14 protein-coding genes are annotated in these 19,937 nt (G+C 70.5%); 12 read left to right on the forward strand and 2 right to left on the reverse strand.

What is annotated here, in order from left to right:
- Position 1 precedes the first annotated feature (1 nt).
- Together V5F53_RS10860 and V5F53_RS10865 are read right to left on the reverse strand one after the other, a co-directional pair.
- The gene (locus tag V5F53_RS10860; RefSeq protein WP_393996451.1) at positions 2–787 is read right to left on the reverse strand and encodes an ATP-binding cassette domain-containing protein; all 786 of its coding nucleotides are present in this window, start codon (positions 785–787) and stop codon (positions 2–4) included.
- Positions 781–3,369 (reverse strand): TonB-dependent siderophore receptor, encoded by a 2,589-nt coding sequence (locus tag V5F53_RS10865; protein ID WP_393996452.1) that lies wholly within the window; start codon positions 3,367–3,369, stop codon positions 781–783. The genes V5F53_RS10860 and V5F53_RS10865 overlap by 7 nt, the downstream gene beginning before the upstream one ends.
- 725 nt (positions 3,370–4,094) lie before the next feature.
- Between V5F53_RS10865 and V5F53_RS10870 the strand changes: the two genes are divergently transcribed.
- The 12 genes from V5F53_RS10870 to V5F53_RS10925 all read left to right on the forward strand — a co-directional run bounded on the left by V5F53_RS10870 (position 4,095) and on the right by V5F53_RS10925 (position 19,911).
- Positions 4,095–5,795, forward strand: a complete 1,701-nt coding sequence (locus tag V5F53_RS10870) for a diguanylate cyclase (RefSeq protein ID WP_393996453.1) — start codon at positions 4,095–4,097, stop codon at positions 5,793–5,795.
- Between the two features lie 139 nt (positions 5,796–5,934).
- Entirely contained in the window at positions 5,935–7,254 is a 1,320-nt protein-coding gene (ugpB, locus tag V5F53_RS10875) for a sn-glycerol-3-phosphate ABC transporter substrate-binding protein UgpB (protein ID WP_393996454.1), read from the forward strand.
- A 16-nt stretch (positions 7,255–7,270) separates the two neighbouring features.
- The gene (locus V5F53_RS10880; RefSeq protein WP_393996455.1) at positions 7,271–8,152 is read left to right on the forward strand and encodes an ABC transporter permease subunit; all 882 of its coding nucleotides are present in this window, start codon (positions 7,271–7,273) and stop codon (positions 8,150–8,152) included.
- Positions 8,149–8,994, forward strand: a complete 846-nt coding sequence (gene ugpE, locus V5F53_RS10885; protein WP_393996456.1) for a sn-glycerol-3-phosphate ABC transporter permease UgpE — start codon at positions 8,149–8,151, stop codon at positions 8,992–8,994. The genes V5F53_RS10880 and ugpE overlap by 4 nt, the downstream gene beginning before the upstream one ends.
- Positions 8,994–10,085, forward strand: a complete 1,092-nt coding sequence (locus V5F53_RS10890; RefSeq protein ID WP_393996457.1) for an ABC transporter ATP-binding protein — start codon at positions 8,994–8,996, stop codon at positions 10,083–10,085. Before ugpE ends, V5F53_RS10890 begins: the two co-directional genes overlap by 1 nt.
- Positions 10,086–10,451: 366 nt before the next feature.
- Positions 10,452–11,480: an ABC transporter substrate-binding protein gene (locus tag V5F53_RS10895; RefSeq protein ID WP_393996458.1), complete on the forward strand. Its 1,029-nt coding sequence runs from the start codon at positions 10,452–10,454 to the stop codon at positions 11,478–11,480.
- 25 nt (positions 11,481–11,505) lie between these two features.
- On the forward strand, positions 11,506–12,327 hold the full coding sequence (locus V5F53_RS10900) for an ABC transporter permease (protein ID WP_393996546.1): 822 nt from the start codon (positions 11,506–11,508) through the stop codon (positions 12,325–12,327).
- A gap of 11 nt (positions 12,328–12,338) precedes the next feature.
- Complete coding sequence (locus V5F53_RS10905) at positions 12,339–13,193, forward strand: ABC transporter ATP-binding protein (protein ID WP_393996459.1); 855 nt, start codon at positions 12,339–12,341, stop codon at positions 13,191–13,193.
- 160 nt (positions 13,194–13,353) lie between these two features.
- Entirely contained in the window at positions 13,354–15,225 is a 1,872-nt protein-coding gene (locus tag V5F53_RS10910; RefSeq protein WP_393996460.1) for a sensor histidine kinase, read from the forward strand.
- A complete protein-coding gene (locus V5F53_RS10915) occupies positions 15,215–16,600 on the forward strand; it encodes a sigma-54-dependent transcriptional regulator (RefSeq protein WP_393996461.1) in 1,386 nt (461 codons plus the stop codon). The genes V5F53_RS10910 and V5F53_RS10915 overlap by 11 nt, the downstream gene beginning before the upstream one ends.
- Positions 16,601–16,672: 72 nt before the next feature.
- Positions 16,673–17,512 (forward strand): beta-keto acid cleavage family enzyme, encoded by an 840-nt coding sequence (locus V5F53_RS10920; protein ID WP_393996462.1) that lies wholly within the window; start codon positions 16,673–16,675, stop codon positions 17,510–17,512.
- Between the two features lie 659 nt (positions 17,513–18,171).
- Entirely contained in the window at positions 18,172–19,911 is a 1,740-nt protein-coding gene (locus V5F53_RS10925; protein WP_509212245.1) for a methyl-accepting chemotaxis protein, read from the forward strand.
- Positions 19,912–19,937: the final 26 nt, after the last annotated feature.

The following is a 19,937-nucleotide window of genomic DNA, read 5'->3' on the forward strand; positions in this document are numbered from 1 at the left end:
GTCAGCGAACGAAACTCAAGGGCCAGCCACCGTCCGGGTGGGGCATCACCGCCATGGGAATGCCGTAGATCGCTTCGAGCCCATCGGCCGTCACCACCTCCGCCGGCGGCCCGCATGTCAGCAACCGCCCCCCGCGCAGCGCCACGAGCTCGTCGCAGAACCGGGCGGCGATGTTCACGTCGTGCAGCACCACCGCGACACCGAGGCCGCGCGCGTGGCCGAGCTGGCGGGCCAGCGCCATCACCTCCACCTGATGCGCCACGTCGAGCGCGGCGATGGGCTCGTCGAGCAGCAGATAGCGGGCCTCCTGCGCCACCAGCATGGCGAGCCACACCCGCTGCCGCTCACCGCCGGACAGCGTCTCCACCAGCCGGTCGGCAAGCCCCTCCACGTCGGCGAGCCGCAGCGCGGCGTCCACCGCCTCGCGGTCGCGCGCCGTCTTGCGGCCCAGCGCCCCGTGCCAGGGATAGCGCCCGCAGGCCACCAGCTCCCGCACCATCAGCGCCCCCGCCGACGGCGGCGTCTGCGGCAGATACGCCACCATCCGGGCAAAGGCCCGGCTGCTCCAGCCCGACAGGTCCCGCCCGTCGAGCCGCAGCGCCCCGGCGCTGGGCGCCTGCTGGCGCGCCAGAAGCTTCAGCAGCGTAGACTTGCCCGACCCGTTGTGGCCGACGATGCCCACCACGCGCCCCGGCGCCAGGGTAAGGGAGACCTCGTGCAGCAGGGCCCGCCCCTCGGCGACGAAGCCGACGCGGTCGAGCGTGAAGCCCGCCGCCCCGCTCACCATCGGTAGGTCACCTGCGCCGTCACGGTGCGGGTCTGGCCGTAGGCGCAGCCGACATAGGTGTTGCCGATGCTGGAGCAGGTGCCGACATATTCGTTGTCCAGCAGGTTCTTGGCAGTGAGCGAGAACAGCCAGCTGTCCTTGGCGTAGCGCACCGCCGCATCGAACAGGGTGTAGCTCGGCACATAGATGGTGTTGGCGCGATCGCCCCAGGTGGCGCCCACATAACGCACGCCGCCGCCCAGCCCGAAGCCCTTCAGCACGCCGTCCTGGAAGGTGTAGTCCAGCCACGCCGAGGCCAGATGCTCGGGCACCCGCTCCGGCACGTTGCCGACGATGCTCGCCACGCCCGCCGGGGGAATGTCCTCCGTCACCTCGGCGTGCAGGTAGGTATAGGCGGCCAGGACCTTGAAGCCGTTCTCGAAATCCATCGCGCCCTCGACCTCGAAGCCGCGCACCTGAATTTCGCCGGTCTGGTAATAGGCCATCTGCATCGGGTCGGTGGTGTCGAAGCTGACCGCATTCTGCTTGGTGATCTGGTAGATTGAACTTTGAATGTAGCTTTTGCCGTTGTTGGGCTGGTACTTCAGGCCCAGCTCATATTGCTCGCCGGTCTCCGGCTTCAGCGGCTGCATGTCGTAGCTGATGGGCAGCGGGCCGTAGGGCGTATTCACCGTGACGCTCGACTGGGTGAAGCCCGGAATCACGTTGAACGAACTCGCGTAGCTCAGATACGGAGTGAGCCCGTTGTCGAACAAATAGGACAGGCCGACGCGACCGGAGAAGGCGCTGTTGTCGGCCTCGCTCTTAAAGGAGCTCGGCACGTTGACACCGTAATAATACTTCAGCAGCGGCGCGAGCTGGGCCAGCACCGGGCTCTGGGTGGTGCTTTCCGTTGACACCCAGTCGTAACGGCCGCCGAAGGTGAGCACCCACTTGTCATAGAGCTTGAGCATGTCCTGGGCGTAGATGCCCGTCTGGCTCAAGTCCTGGCTGGTATTCAGCGTGTTTATGAGCGGATCTATGGTGAGGCTGTAGATGGGGAAATAGGGATTGATGGGCGAGACTGGCATGGTGCCGGTGATGAGGCTCTGCAGCGTCCCGCCGTTCTGGGTGCCGTCCTGCTGGGTGTTGGAATAATCGAGACCGAACACCAGCTTGTTCTCGGCGAAACCGAGATCGCTATCGTATTGGGCCTGGGTGTCGATGGTGAAGACACCCAGGGTCTGGTCGTTCTGCTGGGCGGTGCGCAGCAGGATGGACGGATCGCCGCCATAGGCCGCGGTGGGATAGACGGTGAGATAATCCACGTCCACGGACGCGTAGCGCAGGTTCTGGCGCAGGGTCCAGCCGTTGTCGGCGCGGTGCTCGAAGAAGTAGCCGGCCGTATACTGGTCCGCGTCGTAATGCGACTGCCCCGGCACGCCGAGGAAGCGCGACGGCGGGATCGAGCCGCGGAGGCTGGGATAGAGCGTGCCCTCGGCCGGCAGCAGCTGATAGGTGTCGCCGGTGCGGTCCTGCTGGTAGGTGGCGAACACGGTGAAGGTGGTGTCGGTGTTCGGCGTCCAGGTCAGGGTCGGGGCAAGATAGATCCGGTTGTTGTCGACATAATCCACCTGGGTGCCGCCCTCGCGCACCAGGCCGGTGAGGCGGTAGGTGATGTTGGTGCCGTCAAGGCCGGCGCCATTGATGTCGAAGCCGAGCTGGGCGGTGTCGAACGAGCCGTAGGAGCCCCAGATCTCGCCGAACTGGGCGCCCACCACCGGCAGCTTGGACACCAGATTGACCAGGCCGCCCGGGTTGTTGAGGCCGTACAGGGTGGACGTGGGGCCGCGCAGGACATCCACGCGCTGGAGGCCATAGGGCTCCTGGCGAAAGCCCGCGAAGCCGGCCGTCGGCAGCCGCATGCCGTCACGATAGACGCCGAGCAGGTTCTCGTCGAAACCGCGGATCACGAACTGCTCGAAACGCGCGTCCTGCCCATAGGGCGCGGCGGACACGCCGGCCGAATAGTCGATGGCCTCGCTCAGCGTCTGCACGCCGCGATCCTGCATCTGCTGGCGGGTGACCACCGAGACCGACTGCGGCACCTCGCGCAAGGGCACATCCATCTTCATGCCGGTGGAGGTGTCCACCGCCACGAACGGACCGGTCAGATAGTCGGTCTCCACGTTCAGCGTATCGAGCTGGATGGCGCCGTCCGCCGACACCGCGCCGCCGCCGCCGGCGGACGGGCGGGCGATGGTGACCGTATTGGCATTGCTGAACCGATAGCTCAGCCCGGTGCCAGCCAGCAGGCGCGAGAGCGCCTGCTCCGGCGTGAGGGTGCCGGACACGCCGGGCGAGCGCACCCCGCGGGCGAGGTCGGCCGCGTAGAGCACCTGGAGATTGGCGCGGTCGCCGAAGGCGGACAGCGCCGCGCCGAGCGGCGCGGCCGGAATGGAGAAGGAGATGGCCGCGGGCTGTGCCATCGCGGCCGAAACGGACAAGCCCGAGGCCAGGGCCGTGCCGGCCAGCAGCCCAAGGCCGAAACGGATGACCTTGCCGCTCACACGCGACGGCCGACGCCAACGATAGTCCTGCATGACACCCCGTACCACCCGCTAGGCTTCAGGCGATCCGGCCCCGGAGGCCCGGGCGGCATCGCCGTCGATACGGGGAAGACGGATGGAAGGCGCCGCCACCTCACCTCGGCGGTGCAAAATTTTCAGCCGCCGGCGTGCGCTGTATCAGGCCGGGTGGAGCAGCAGCGGGATCGTGGCCGCTGTCCTTCCCACGCCATCCCGCCGACACGGCAGACGGAACGGGTTGCCCGGCGCGGCCATCGCCAGATCCGCCTCAACACCTGGCAGCAACGGGCATCGGGTCCGATGCCCCAAATGACGCCGGACAAATATATGGAAAGTACAAAGACCGTGACCAGGGACAAAGATACCTCCCCGCGCCCGCATCATGCTGGAGAAGACGGGCACCGCCCGCCCACGCGGTGGAGCACAAAGGCCGCAACCGAAGCCAATCGGGAGGGAGCCGGCCACGAAGACGCTTTCCGTTCAGAAGACCAGCATGTTATCCCTGGCCTGTGACGGTGGTTGGCGTCCATGCCGTGGACATGAAGCTCCGCGAGTGTAATGGGAGCAGATGGGACCGGCGGTGATGTGCTGTTCGGCTGTGACCAAGGGGGCGAGGGAATCGTCCGGCGTACCCGGCACCGGCACGCGTGCCGCGCGACAGAAATCGAGAGTTCTCGCCGTCACGGCGATGGCGCGGGCGACGGGAGAATCCATGGGCGTGACGGTTATGGTGTTTCGGCATGACTGACGTCCATTATGCCTTCTTCGGCGAACTGCTCGACACCCTGGACATGGCGCTGTGCCTGTTCGACGCAGATGATCGCTGCCTGGCGTGGAACAAGATGTTCCTGGCCTTCTTTCCCGAGCACGCCGGGCATGTCCATCGCGGCGAGCCCTATGAGGACAACCTCCGGCGCTTCTACCTGGGTCGCCTGGACCCGGCCGAGCACGAGAACATCGACCGCTACATCCGCGACGGCGTGGAGCGCCATCGCGCGCAATCGAGCCCGTTCGTCTTCACCCATCGCGGCCGGCGGCTGCGCGTCAGCGCCCTGCCGACGCCGGAGGGCCATCGCATCCGCATCTGGCAGGAACTGTCCGTGGAGCGCGAATGCCTTCGCGCCAGCGCCGAGCAGGGCAGCTTCGCGATCGACCTGCTCGATCACATTCCGGACGGGGCAATGGTGGTGGATCAGAACGACCTCATCATCGCCGCCAACGATGAGTTTCGCCGGCTCTATGGCATCGCGCCGGGGGAAACCGTGATCGGCACCACCTTCGCCGAGGTGGTGCGACGCATCTGGATCGCCGCCGGCCTGCCGGACGAGCGGCCCGAAGCCGGCCTGCTGGACAACATGCGCTTCGCCGGATCGCCGTTCGAGATCGAGCTTCCCCACGGGCACTGGCGGCGCATCATGGCCCACCGCACCGTGGAAGGCATCGGCTACTTCACCCATTCCGACATCACCATCCTGAAGCGCCAGCAGGCGGACCTGCTCGCCGCCGAACGGCGAGCCCGCGAGGAGAAGCACCGCTACCGGCTGCTGGCGGAGAATTCGAGCGACATCATCGCCGCCGTCGCCGCCGATCGCCGCATCTGCTTCATTTCCCCGGCGGTCGAACGCATTCTCGGCGTGGCCGGCGACGCGCTGATGGGGCGGAGCCTGATCGACCTTGTCCACGAAGACGAGCGCCCCCTGTTCGAGGCCGCCCTGTCGATGCGGTCGGCCGGCGCGGCACGCCATCCGGCTTTCGTGTGCCGGGTGCGCGGTCGCGACGAGAGCTGGGTCTGGATGGAGGCCTCCATCGGCGCGGTGCAGGGCACCAGCCTGCACGATGCCGACATCGCCTTCGTCTGCTCCCTGCGCGATGCGCGCGAGCGGGTGAACGCCGAGCAGGCGCTGAAGCGCGCCCACGAGGAGCTGTCGCTGATCGCCGCCACCGACGCCCTGACCGGCCTTGCCAACCGCAGGCGGTTCGAGGCCGCGTTCGACCAGGAATGGCAGCGCGCCTGCGTCATGCACACCGGCCTGAGCGTCGCGATGATCGACATCGACCATTTCAAGGCGGTGAACGACACCTTCGGCCATCTGGCCGGCGACGAGTGCCTGCGGCGCGTCGCCCGCATCATCGAGCTGTGCCTGGGGCGCCCCGGCGACCTGGTGGCCCGCTACGGGGGCGAGGAATTCGTTCTGCTGCTGCCGGGCACGTCGCTGGCCGGCGTGCGCCGGCTGTGCCAGGAGATCCATGCCCGGCTGCGCCTGGAGCCGTGGCCGTCGGCGGCGGCCGGCCTCGAGAAGGTCACGGTCAGCATCGGCGCCTGCTTCGCGCCGCCGACCCGCCGGATCAGCATGGCGCAGATGATGGGACTGGCCGACGAGGCCCTCTATTACGCCAAGAACGCCGGTCGCGACCGCACCGAGGTGCGGCAGGCATCTTAAGGCCGCCGCCGGGGTCACGCGTCCGTCATTGCCCCATGGCAATCTCCCGCGCCTGCGCGCACACTGGGTGGCCGTCATGCGGCCGCCTGCGATCCTTTCGAGCCTCGGGAGCCCAGCCATGAATCGCAGGGAGTTGATTGTGGGGACCGCCGCGGTCGCCGGCGTGGCGCTGGCCCCGCGCCGGGCGCGCGCCGAGACCGCTGCGGTGCGCATCGTGTTCTGGAACGCCATGGCCGGTGCCCTCGGCGACGAACTGAAGCGCGTCTGCGACGCCTTCAACGCCGCGCAGGCCGCCGCCGTGGTCGAGCCGGTGTTCAAGGGCACCTATCCCGAGACCATGACCGCCGCCATCGCCGCCTTCCGCGCCGGCCAGGCGCCCCATCTGGTGCAGATGTACGAGGTGGGCACCGGCTCCATGCTGGCCGCCGGGCCGGCCGTGAAGCAGGTGTGGCAATTGGCCGAGGAAACCGGGGTGCGGCTGGACCCCGCCGCCTACATGCCGGCGGTGCGCAGCTACTACAGCCTGCCGGACGGCCGCATGGCCTCCATGCCGTTCAATTCGTCCACGCCCATCATGTGGTATAATAAGGAGATTTTCGAGCGCGCCGGCCTTGACCCGGAGCGCCCGCCGGAAACCTGGGAGCAGGTCGTGACCGCCGCCGAGGCCATCCGCGCCAAGGGCGCGGCCAAGGTGGCGGTGACCACGGCCTGGCCCAGCTGGGTGCATCTGGAATGCTTCGGCGCCATCCATGACGTGCCCTTCGCCACCCGGGCCAACGGCTTCGAGGGGCTGGACGCGGACCTGGTGTTCAACGGGCCGGCCATGCGCGGCAGCATCGCCCGCCTCCTGGACATGGCGAAGGCCGGCACCTTCACCTATGGCGGCCGGGGCGCCGCCGGCGACAGCCTGTTTCCCGCCGGCGACACCGGCATCTCCTTCAACTCCTCCGGGCTGCGGGCGGCGGTGGTGCGCGATGCGCGCTTCCGCTTCGGCGCCGCGCTGCTGCCCTACGACCCGGCGGTGCGCGCCACGCCCAACAATTCCATCATCGGCGGCGCCAGCCTGTGGACCATGACGGCGCCCGACCGCACCCCGGCCGAGTACAAGGCGGTGGCTGCCTTCCTGGCCTTCCTGGCCCGGCCCGAGACCGACGCCGCCTGGCACCAGCGCACCGGCTACGTGCCGGTCACCCTGGCCGGCGCCGGCCTGTCCCTGGCGCAGGGCTATTACGCCCGCAACCCCGGCGCGGACATCCCCATCCGCCAGCTCAACCGCGGCGAGGTCACGGCCAATTCCAAGGGCCTGCGCCTGGGGCGCCTCACCGAAATCCGCGCCATCATCGAGGAGGAGTTCGAGACCGCGCTCCAGGGCAAGCAGGACGCGGGTGCGGCGCTCGATGCCGCCGTGGCGCGCGGCAACCGGGTGCTGCGGGAGTTCCAGAAGTCGGTCCGCCGCTAGGCCGGACGCGCGCGGCATGGAGCGGCGAACCATCTTCGAGGGCTGGACGGTGCCGGCGCTGCTGCTGGTGCCGCAGATGACGCTGACCGTGGTGTTCTTCCTGTGGCCCACCCTCGTCGCCGTGCGCGCCAGCCTCATGCGCTCGGACCCCTTCGGCCTGAGCGAGACCTTCACCGGCCTCGACAATTTCATCGCCCTCGCCACCGATCCGCTCTATCTCGCGGCGGTGGGCCGCACGCTCGTGTTCTGCTCGGCGGTGACGGGGCTGTCGCTGGGGCTGGCGGTGCTGCTGGCGGTGTTCGCCGATGCGGACATCCGCGGGCGCGGGCTCTACCGCGCCGCCCTCATCTGGCCCTATGCGGTGGCCCCGGCGGCGGCGGGCGTGGTCTGGGCGCTGCTGCTGCATCCCCAGGTCGGCGGCCTCGCGCGGCTGCTGCAGGGCCTCGGCATCGCCTGGAACCACCGGCTGGACGACACCCAGGCCATGATCGCCGTGGTCGTCGCCTCCTCCTGGCGCCAGGTGAGCTACAATTTCGTGTTCGTCCTGGCCGCCCTGCAATCCATCCCGCGCACCCTGCTGGACGCGGCCCGGCTCGACGGAGCCCGAGGCCTACTGCGCTTCCGCACCATCCTCCTGCCGCTGCTGGCGCCCACCCTCGGTTTCCTGGTGGCGGTCAATCTCGTCTATTCCGCCTTCGAGACCTTTGGCACCATCGAGGCGCTCACCCAGGGCGGGCCGGGGCGCGCCACCCAGACGCTGATGGTGAAGGTCTATCGCGACGGGGTGGTGAACATGGACCTCGGCGCCTCGGCCGCCCAGTCGGTGGTGCTGATGGCGCTGGTCATGGGGCTGACGGCGCTGCAGTTCCGCTTCCTGCGCCGCCGGAAGACGCCATGACCGGCGTCGCCAGGGGCATCGCCCGCGGCAACCGGCTGGCCCACGGGGTGCTCATCCTCGGCGCCGGCCTGTTCCTGCTGCCCATCTGGCTTGTGTTCGTAGGCTCGACGCTGGAGCCCGGCGCCCTCAACCGCGGCGAGATCGGCCTCGCGCCCCGCCTGGAGGGCCTTTCCATCTACGCGCGGATGCTGGACCCCCACTCCGGCGGGGCGCCGGTGTGGCGCATGCTGGGCCTGTCCTTCGCCATGGCCCTCGCCATCGCCGGCGGCAAGATCGCGGTGTCCCTGCTCTCGGCCTATGCGGTGGCCTTCTTCCGCTTTCCCGGCCGCATGCTCTGCTTCTGGCTGCTGTTCCTCACCCTCATGCTGCCGGTGGAGGTGCGCATCATCCCCACCTTCGCCGTGGTGGCGGACCTGCGCCTGGTGAACAGCTTCGCCGGCCTGGTGGTGCCCCTGACCGCCTCGGCCACCGCCACCCTGCTGTTCCGCCAGACCTTCCTGCTGGTGCCGGACGAGCTGGTGGACGCCGCGCGCATGGATGGCGCCGGCCCGTGGCGGTTCCTGAAGGATGTGCTGCTGCCCCTGTCGGGCACCAACATGGCGGCGCTGTTCGTCATCCTGTTCGTCTACGGCTGGAACCAGTATCTGTGGCCGCTGGTGGTGGCCACCGACCCGCGGCTCGACACCATCACCGTGGGCATCGTGAAGATGATCGGCCCGGAATCCCACACCGCCTGGAACGAGGTGATGGCCACCGCGATCCTCGCCATGGCGCCGCCCACCCTGGTGGTGCTGGCCATGCTGCGCTGGTTCGTGAAAGGCCTGACGGAAAGCGAGCGCTGATGACGGCCCTGACCCTGGAGGCGGTGCGCAAGAGCTACGGGCGCACACCGGTGCTGCACGGCATCGACCTGGAGATGGCGGCGGGCGAGATGGTGGTGGTGGTGGGTGCCTCGGGCTGCGGCAAGTCCACCCTGCTGCGCCTCGTCGCCGGGCTGGAGATGCCGGATTCCGGCCGCATCGTGCTGGACGGTCGCGACATCACCGGCCATGACCCGGCCGCGCGCGACATCGCCATGGTGTTCCAGCACTACGCGCTCTACCCGCACATGAGCGTGTTCGACAACATGGCCTATGCGCTGAAGGTGCGCCGCCTGCCCCGGGCCGAGATCGCCGCCCGGGTCGGGGAGGCGGCGCAGATGCTGCATCTCACCGACCTGCTCGACCGCCGCCCCCGGGAGCTGTCCGGCGGCCAGCGCCAGCGCGTCGCCATCGGCCGGGCGGTGGTGCGCAAGCCGCGCCTGTTCCTGTTCGACGAGCCGCTGTCGAGCCTCGACGCGCGGCTGCGCACCTCCATGCGCGCGGAGATCAAGCGCCTGCAGCGCAGCCTGGGCGTCACCAGCCTCTATGTCACCCATGACCAGCACGAGGCCATGACCCTCGGCGATCGCCTGCTGGTCCTGAACGCCGGGCGCACGGCGCAACTGGGACGTCCCATGGATGTCTATGCCCGTCCCGCCGACATCTGCGTGGCGGAGCTGATCGGCGCCCTGCCCATGAACCTGCTGCCGGCCCGCCTGCGCGGCGATGGCGCGGCGCTGCTCACCAGCACCGGAGACCTGGGCCTGGAGTTGGCGGTGCCCCTTCCCCGGGCGCCCGGTCGGGACGCAGACGCGGTGGTCATCGGCATCCGGCCGGAGGACGTGGAGATCGCCCCCGGCGCCCCGCCGGGAGCGGCGCTTCCGTTCGAGCTGGACGCGGCGCAGCCGCTGGGCGCGGAGGTGCTGCTGATCGGCCGGCTCGACGGCGGCATCCCGTTCTCGCTGCGCGCGCCCGCCGGCGCCTATGCCGCCGGCGCCCGAATGCACCTGACATGCCCGACGGCGCGCCTGCATGTGTTCGCGGCCGCGACCGGACAGCGGATCGGCGCCTGACACCATCGGCCCGGTCTTTGACCGGAGCCAAGCGGGTCCCTCAAGTGGGTCCCTCAAGTGGGTCCGCTCAAGCGCCGCGCGGGCTTGACCAAAGGCCCGGCCTTCGAGCGATGCAATGTGGCCTCGCAACGCCACGCCCGCGCCCGGGCCGTCCCGCGCGGCGAAGATCCGCCGGCTGAACCGCCCCGGCGGCGGAATTCCGCCGGGGCGGCATCGCGCCGTCGCTCGGGCGCACCACGAAACTGCTTCACGATCAAAGGCTTCACATAAGCCTTGAGCACAGGGCATGGCTGGCATGCGCTCTGCAATGGCTGGGCATCGTCACCCGAACCGGCCCCAGAGCCGGACCCTACCGGAGAAAGCGCCATGCCCGCGTCCCCTCAGCGATCCCCCCGCCATTGCGCCCTGCGCCCCCTGCGTCTCGCCCTGGTCCTCGCCGCCGCGGCGGCGGGCCTCGGCGCGCTGCCCGCCGCCGCCCAGGAACTGGTGCGCGTGGGCAATCTGAAGCTCGCCCACTTCGCCGGGGTCTCCTACATCAAGGAGATCGCCGATGGCTGCGGCATCAAGGTGGACCTCAAGATCTTCGCCAAGGGCCCGGACGTGCTGCAAGCCATCCTCGCCGGCGAGCTGGACGTGGGCGCCACCGCCTCCGAGGCGGCCATCTCCGGACGCGGCAACGGCGCGCCCATCTACATCGTCGGCGGCTTCGCCAGCGGTGGCGCGCGGCTGCTGGCGACGCCGGAGGCCGGCATCAAGACCGTGGCCGACCTCAAGGGCCGCAAGGTGGGGGTCACGCGCGGCTCCATCCAGGAGGTGCTGCTGGCGGCCGAGCTGGGCAAGGCCGGGCTCAGCGCCAAGGACGTGAGCATCATCTATCTCGGCTATCCCGACCTCAACCAGGCGCTGATGCAGAAGCAGGTGGACGCCATCATGCAGACCGAGCCGCAGTCGGCCCAGGCCATCGGCCGCGGCTTCGGCCTGGAGGTGATCAAGCCCTACGACACCCCGGTGGGCTCGCCCATCCGCACCCTGGTGATGACTGAGAAGTTCTACAAGGATCGACCCGAGGCGGCTAAGAAGTTCATGGCCTGCTTCGTGAAGGCGCAGAAGACCTTCATGGACAACCCCAAGGTGGCCGAGACGTTCGTGACCCAGGACGTGTTCAAGGGCCAGCTCAGCGGCGAGGAATTCCGCGAGGCGCTCGCCAATTCGCCCTACACCCTCGACATGAGCCCCGACCACATCCAGAAGACCACCGACGTGATGGCCAAATACGGCATCGGCAAGATGTCGGTGCCCGCGAAGGCCGAGGACTGGGTGAAGCTCGACCTTCTGGAGGCCGCCCAGGCGTCGGCCGCAGCGTCGACGCCCGCGTCCGCCTCCGGCACCAATTGAGGGGCGCGCGATGTCATCCGCGAACGTGAAATCATCCCGGCTGAAGGCCCTGGCCGAGGGCCTGGCGGTCCCGGTGGGCGTGGTGGCTGTGTGGCAGGTCGCCTGCTCGCTGGGTCTCGTCAATCCGATGGTGCTGCCCTCGCCGGCGGCGGTGGCGGCGCGCTGGTGGGCCTATCTGGCCCCCCTGGAGGCGTTCGATCCCGCCCACGGCTCCTATCTCGCGTGGCTGGTCTCCGGCGAATTGATCCATGACGCCATCGGCTCGCTGCAGCGGGTGGTCCTGGGCTTCGCCGTGGGGGCCGGGCTCGCCCTGCCGCTCGGCCTGTTCATGGGGTCGAGCGACACCGTCTATCGCCACATCAACCCCCTGATGCAGGTGCTGCGGCCGATCCCGCCCATCGCCTATATCCCGCTCTCCATCCTGTGGTTCGGCCTCGGCGACGCGCCGGCGGTGTTCCTCATCGCCATCGGCGCCTTCTTCCCGGTGCTCATGAACACCATCGCCGGCGTGCGCCACGTGGACGGCATCTACATCCGTGCCGCCCGCAGCCTCGGGGCGAGCCGCCTCACCATCTTCCGGCGGGTGATCCTGCCGGCGGCGACGCCCTATATCCTGTCCGGCGCCCGCATCGGCATCGGCACCGCCTTCATCGTGGTGATCGTGGCGGAGATGATCGCCGTCAACAACGGCCTCGGCTTCCGCATCCTGGAGGCGCGCGAATACTTCTGGTCCGACAAGATCATCGCCGGAATGCTGACGATCGGCCTCATCGGCCTTGCCATCGACATGGCGGTGAGCCGCCTCAACACCCACCTGCTGCGCTGGCACCGCGGCCTTGAATCCTGACGGGGACCGCCATGCAGACCGCCACCGTGACCGCGCTCGACCGCGTCCCCACCGCCCGCGCCGCCGCCCCCGTCTCGCCGCATATCGTGGTGAGCGGGGTGGACAAGCGCTTCGCCGTGCCCGGGGGCGAGGTGGTCGCCCTCAAGGGGATCGACGTCACCATCAACCAGGGCGAGTTCGTGTGCCTGCTCGGGCCCTCGGGCTGCGGCAAGTCCACGCTGCTGAACGCCATCGCCGGCTTCTCGGCGCCGTCCGCCGGCACCATCCGCGTGGAGGGGCGCCCGGTGTCGGCGCCGGGGCCGGACCGGGGCATGGTGTTCCAGGAATACGCGCTGTTCCCCTGGATGACGGTGGCCGAAAACATTGCCTTCGGCCTTGAGATCAAGGGCCTGCGCCGTGCCGAGATCGAGGCCAAGGTCGCCGGCCTACTGACCATGCTGAAGCTGACCGAGTTCCGCGAGCGCTTCCCCAAGGACCTGTCCGGCGGCATGCGCCAGCGCGTGGCCATCGCCCGGGTGCTGGCGCTCGACAGCCCGGTGATGCTGATGGACGAGCCGTTCGGCGCCCTCGATGCCCTCACCCGGCGCTCGCTGCAGGACGAGCTGCTGCGCATCTGGGCCGCCACCGGAAAGACCATCGTGTTCGTGACCCACTCCATCGAGGAAAGCATCTACCTGGCCGACCGCATCATCGTGCTCACCTACCGGCCCGGCACCGTCAAGCGCGACCTGAGGGTGGAGCTGCCGCGTCCGCGCGACAGCGCCGCCGCCGCCTTCAACGAGCTGAAGCGCGACCTGTCCGCCCTCGTCACCGCCGAGCAGCACCGCTTCGAGGAGGTGGAGGTCAAAGGCTTGACCACCGACTGAGCCGGAGCCAGCATCACCGGCGCCCGCACCATCGGGCGCCGGCCCGGCCGGGCGCCATCGCGCGCTTGGCCCGAAAAGCCGGCGAAGAACGACGACCAACAGGAACGACCACCAGCAAGAACGACAAGGCCTGCCGCACCGGCCGTTGGAACAGGGAGCCATGCGCCTCACCCCCGCCGCCGCGGCGCGCGCCGCGCTTTTCGCCGCCCTGGCCCTGGCGGCGCTGTTCGCCGTGCAGGCGGTCGGCGCCCTCGCCGAGGCCCGCGTGGCCGAGCGGCTCGCCAGCCAGGCGCGCACCCGCGCCGAGATCTACGCCCAGAGCCTGGAGGGCGCCATCGAGCGGTTCGGCTACCTGCCGGCCGCCGCCGCCCTCGATCTCAACATCAAGGCCGCCCTTTCCCAGCCGGAGGAGGCGGAGCTGATCGCCATCGCCAACAGCTATCTTTCCACCTTGAATCGCGCCGCCGGGGCCTCCGTTCTCTACCTGCTCGACGCCTCGGGGCTGACCATCGCCGCCTCCAACTGGGATACCCGGGACACCTACGTGGGAGTGGACTTCAGCTATCGCCCCTATTTCACCGAGGCCCTGGCCGGCCATACCGGCCGCTTCTACGCCATCGGCACGCTCACCGGCGTTCCCGGCTATTTCATCGCCGCCCCGGTGGTGGTGGCGGGGCAGGTGCGCGGGGTGGTGGCGGCCAAGGTGAACCTCGATCCCCTGGAAAAGGTGTGGCAGGCGGCCGCCGACACCGTGCTGGTGAGCGACGCCAATGGCATCGTGTTCCTCTCCTCCGACCCCCGGCTGAAGTTCCGCGCCACCCGCCCGCTGGAGGCCGCGACCCGGGCCGAGCTGGCGAAAACCCGCCAGTATGAGCGCCCGGCCTTTCCGCTCATCGACCTCGGCACCGAGGTGGTAGCGGGCGGGGTGCCGCTCTCGGAGGGCTCGGACATGGCGCCCCAGGGGCTGGTGATCGCCGAGGACAAACCCCTGCCCGCCTACGACTGGCACCTGCTGCTGTTCGCCGATGCCGCCCCGGTGGCGCTGGCCGGCCGCAGCGCGCGGCTCGGCATGGTGCTGGCGCTCGGGGTGCTGGGGCTGGTCGGCCTCTATTGGCGCCAGCACCTGCGCCGGATGGGCGAGAACCGCGCCGCCCGCACCGCCCTGGAGGCGGCGCATCGCGAGCTGGAAGCGAAAGTGGAGGCGCGCACCGCCGACCTCAGCGCCGCCAACCTCAAGCTCGCCGGGGAAATCGAGGAGCGCCGCCGCGCCGAGGACGACCTGCGCGCCACCCAGGCGGAGCTGGTGCAGGCCGCCAAGATGGCGACCCTGGGCCAGATGGCCGCCGGCATCACCCACGAGCTGAACCAGCCGCTCGCCGCCATGCGCGGGCTCGCCGACAACACGGCGAAGCTGCTGCACCAGGGGCGGGAGGAGGCCGCGCACGCCAACCTTGCCCGCATCGCCGCTTTGGTGGACCGGCTTGGCAAGATCACCGGCCAGTTGCGCGGCTTCGCCCGCCGCTCCACGCCGGAGAAGGTGCCTGTGGACGTGCCCGGGGTGGTGGCCGAAAGCCTCGCCATCCTCGCCCCGCGGGTGCGCGCCGCCGGCGCCGCCATCGCGACCGACCTCGACCCGGCCGCCCGCAGCGCCGCCTTCGAGCCGATCCGCCTCTCCCAGGTGCTGGTGAACCTGGTGGGCAACGCCCTCGACGCGGTGCGGGGCCGGGCCGGCGGCCGGGTGCGCATCGCCACCCGGCGCGAGGGACCGCGCATCATGCTGTGCGTGGAGGACAACGGGCCCGGGCTGCGGCCGGATGACCTGCCCCGCATCTTCGATCCGTTCTTCACCACCAAGCCGGCGGGAGAGGGCCTGGGCCTCGGCCTGCCGATCTCGCTCGCCATCGCCCGCGCCTTCGGCGCCACCCTCGCCGCGCGCCCGCGCCCAGGCGGGGGCCTCGTCTTCGAGCTGGCGCTGGAGGCCGTGGACACGGGGGCGGCGCCCGACACCGAAAGGATGCGCCATGTCGGCTGAGCGGACCCGCGCCGAAGCCGATCCCGGCCCCGCGCCCGACCTCGCCTCCCATCCGGCGGCGCGGCCGAGGGTGGTGCTGGTGGACGACGAGGAGGTGGTGCGCCTCACCATCGCCCAGACCCTCGACCTCGCCGGCATGGACGTGGAGGCCTTCGCCACCGCCGAGGCCGCGCTCGGCGCCATCGGCCGCGACTTCCCCGGCGTGGTGGTGAGCGACGTGCGCCTGCCGGGGCGCGACGGCCTCGCCCTTCTGGCGGATGTCCGCCGCCGCGACCCGGAGCTGCCGGTGGTGCTCGTCACCGGCCACGGCGACATCGCCATGGCGGTGGCGGCCATGCGCGAGGGGGCCTGCGACTTCATCGAGAAGCCGTTCGTGTCCGACGCCTTCGTGGAGGTGGTGCGGCGTGCCCTGGAGCGGCGCGCCCTGGTGATGGAGAACCGGCGGCTGCGCACCGCGCTCGCCGGTGACGACGCCATCGCGCGCTGTCTCGTCGGCCAGTCGCCGGCGCTGCGACGGCTGCGCGACGACGTGGCGCGGCTGGCCTCCACCTGCGCCGACGTGCTGATCCTGGGCGAGACCGGGGCCGGCAAGGAGCAGCTCGCCCGCGCCCTGCACGAGGGCGGGTCGCGGCGTGACAAGCCGTTCGTCGCGGTCAATTGCGGCGCCATCCCCGAGAGCATGTTCGAAAGCGAGATGTTCGGCCACGAGGCCGGCGCCTTCACCGGCGCCGGCAAGCGCCGCGTCGGCAAGATCGAGCACGCTTCCGGCGGCACCTTGTTCCTCGACGAGGTGGAAAGCATGCCGCTGGCCATGCAGGTCAAGCTGCTGCGGGTGCTGCAGGACCGCCGGGTCGAGCGGCTCGGCTCCAATGTCGCCATCGCCGTGGACCTGCGGGTGGTGGCCGCCACCAAGGAAGACCTCGGTGCGCTCGCCGAGGCCGGGCGCTTCCGCAAGGACCTGTTCTTCCGCCTCGACGTGGTGACGCTGGCGCTGCCGCCGCTGCGCGAGCGGCGAGAGGACATTCCACTGCTGTTCGAGCTGTTCCTGGTGCAGGCGGCGGTGAAGTATCAGCGTCCGGTCACCGAGGTGCCGCCGGCGCTGCGCCGGTCCCTGATGCTCGCCGACTGGCCGGGCAACGTGCGCGAGCTGAAGAATGCCGCCGAGCGCTACATGCTCGGCTTCCTCGCCCCCGACTTCTCCACCGGCGCCGCCCCGGGGCTCAACGCCCTGCTGGAGCGGGTGGAACGGCTGGTGATCGAGGACGCGCTCAAGGCCTCCGGCCAGCGCATCTCGGCGGCGGCGCTGGCCCTGGACATTCCGCGCAAGACCCTGTCCGACCGCATGAAACGGCTCGGCCTCTCGGCCGCCGACTGAAGCCCCGCTGCCTTAGGCCCGCCCCGCCGGGTGGGCTTGAGGCGGCAACTCCCCCGCCCCGGAAAGGCTCCCATGACATCGATCGCGCCCGCCACCGGCTGGTCCGCCCTCATCCTCGCCAACGCCCCCAACGGCGCCACCCGCACCAAGGCCGATCATCCAGCGCTGCCGCTCACCGCGCCGGAGCTGGCGTACGCGGCAGCGCAGGCGCTGGAGGCCGGCGCCGCGCTCATCCATGTGCATGTGCGCGATCGCGACGGCCGCCACCTGCTGGATGCCGACGCCTATCGCGACGCCACCGCCGCCATCCGCGCGGCGGTGGGCCAGCGCCTGGTGCTGCAGATCACCTCGGAGGCGGCGGGCCGCTACCAGGCGCCCGAGCAGATGGCGGTGGTGCGGGCGGCGCGGCCCGAGGCGGTGTCCCTGGGGCTGAGGGAAATCGTCCCCAATGCCGCCGCCGAAGCCGAGGCCGCGCCTTTCTTTGCCTGGCTCCGGCGCGAACGGGTGCTGGTGCAGATCATCCTCTACAGCGCTGGCGACGTGGCCCGTTATCTCGACCTGAAGGCCCGGGGCGTGCTGGGCGAGGGACAGGATTTCCCGCTGTTCGTGCTCGGGCGCTACAGCGACGGGCAGGTGTCCGAGCCACGCGACTTGCTGGCGTTCCTGGCGGCTGCCGGGGCGCAGGTGCCGCTGTGGTCCATGTGCGCGTTCGGCCGCAGGGAAAACGCCTGCGCGCTGGTGGCGGCGGGCCTCGGCGGCCATGTGCGGGTGGGCTTCGAGAACAACCTGTTCGCCCCCGACGGCACCCTGGCCGCCGACAACGCCGCCCAGCTCCGCCGCGCCGCCGCCGGTGCCCAAACCCTCGGCCGCCCCCTGGCCGACGCCGACACGGCCCGCGCCCTCATGCGCTGAACGGCCACCCATGCCCGGCGCAGGGGCCGCCCCTCGCCTGGAAACAGGCGACGACCGGGGCAAGCGCGGCGCCGCAATCGAGGTCCGGAGAAACCGTGTGGCCGTTGAATGTTCCGCCAGGGGGCCGAACGCGATGATCCGCCGGATGGGAGGAGCGTGGCGCGGCGGCGCCAGCACCGGGCTGCCCGCCGCGCGACCAAGCGAGCGGCTAGGTGTTTAGTCCCCGCTCCACGTGTTCCGCGCCACATTGCTGGGCGTCCATGTACGGCTTGGTTGCTACCCTGGATTGAACCTGCCTTCAACCCCCGAGAGGCGAGATCGGGCAATCCCCCCAGATGCGTCATCTCCAGCGCCGATCCATCAGGTCGCCATGTATCCCGGCCAGGCTCGGACAAGCGACAGGACCGACGGTCGCCACCGGGCGATACGGATGGCCAGCTTGAAAGGGCCCGGCAGATGGGTAGGCTATCATCTGGTTCGGCTCACGATGACCGGACCGACGCGTCAGCATGGGGCCCGCAAGAGGCGCCAGCGGCGGGCGAGTGGGCGTGAAGCGCTGGATCGGCCGATCCCGCCTCCTTAGCTTTCATTCGCGGAACGAGGGGATGGGAGCACCTCGCATGTGGGACTTTCTGGCGCGCAGGGCGCCTTCCGCCGATATGACTTCGTCCTTGCCGCGCGGTGATGGCGCCCCGACGGCGCCGCTGCCCGCGCCCGACGCCCCCCCCAGCCCGGCAGCGGCACCGGTTCCCGCCCCGGCCGGCGGGGACGAGGCCGAGTTGATCCGGCTGCTGGAAGCCGACATCCGCCGCGCCGAGGCCCGGCTGGCGCAGGCGGGCGATGCCATGCGCGCCGCCGCCGCCGCCGGCGTCGGCGACGTGGAGCGCATTCGCCGCGACAGCGACGAAATGACCGCCGACACCGCCTCGGCCAAGGAGAACGCGGCCGGTCTCGCCCGCGCCATCGGCGCGTTCGCGGAGGCCGCCGCCGAGATCGGCCGCCAGGCCCAGGTCTCCGGCCACCTCGCCAGCGAGGCCGAGACCGACAGCCGGGACGTGATCGCCGCCACCCAGGAGTTGCACGGCGCCATCACCCAGATCCAGGCGATCGTGGCGCTCATCGCCGACATCGCCCGCCAGACCAACCTGCTGGCGTTGAACGCCTCCATCGAGGCCGCCCGGGCCGGGGCCGCCGGCGCCGGCTTCGCGGTGGTGGCGAGCGAGGTGAAATCCCTCGCCACCCAGACCCAGAAGGCGACGCAGGACATCTCGCTCAAGATCGGCCGCCTGGACGCAGCGGCCAAGGCCAGCGACCAGGCCATCAGCCGGGTCGCCAGCACCATCGCCGAGATCAGCCCGGTGGCCGCGCGCGTGGCCGACGCCGTGGCCGGCCAGGTGGCCACCATGGACGAGATCCGCCGCAGCGCCGAGGAGGTGGAGAGCTTCGCGGAGACCGTGGCGAGCCGCGCCCTCTCCATCCGGACCGCCACCGGCGCCGCCGCCGAGACCGGCGCCGAGATCGAGCGCAGCACCGCTCTGGTGGCCGGCGGCGTGCGGGAAATGTCCCGCCACCTGCTCAGCGTGCTGCGCCAGACCGCCATGGGCGACCGCCGCCGCTACGAGCGCTGGCCGGTGGAGCTTCGCGGCCAGGTCATCATCAACGGCGTCCGGCAGGCCGCCACCACCCTGGACCTGTCGCAGGGCGGGGTGCTGCTGGCGGCACTCGCGCCGCCGCCGCCGCCGGGCGCGCGGGTCCAGATCGAGCTTGCCGGCATCGGCGCCCTGGCCGGCCGGGTGGCGGCGGTGAGCGAGCTTGGATGCCACATCGCATTCGACGACCGCGAAAGCGCGGCGGTGAAGGCGCGCATCGCGGCGGTGGCAGCCGAGGCGGCGGCGGGCATCACCCGCGCCACCACCGGCGCGCAGAAGATCCGGCTGGCCTTCGAGGCCGCCCTGAAGGACCGGCGCATCGACGCCGCGCAATTGTTCGACACCGACTACCGGCCGCTGCCGGGCACCGACCCCCAGCAGTTCGAGACCGCCTCGCTCGCCTTCCTCGAGCGCCTTCTGCCGCCGGTGCAGGAAGCCTTGCTGAGCGAGGACCGGAGCCTGGCATTCTGCGCCGCGGTGGACATCAACGGCTACCTGCCGGTGCACAATGCGCAATATTCCAAGCCCCAGCGTCCCGGCGAGCCCATCTGGAACAATACCAACAGCCGCAACCGGCGCATTTTCGACGACCGCGCCGGCCTGCTGGCGGCGCGCAACACCAAGCCTTACCTGGTGCAGGTCTACGCCCGACAGCTCGGCGAGGCGGTGGTGATGATGCGCGAGGTGGATGCCCCCATCATCGTCAACGGGCGCCACTGGGGCGCGTTCCGCACCTCATACAAATTGTGATCCGCGCGGGCGGGCGGCACCCGCCG

Source organism: Xanthobacter cornucopiae, assembly GCF_043195065.2.
GTDB lineage: Bacteria > Pseudomonadota > Alphaproteobacteria > Rhizobiales > Xanthobacteraceae > Xanthobacter.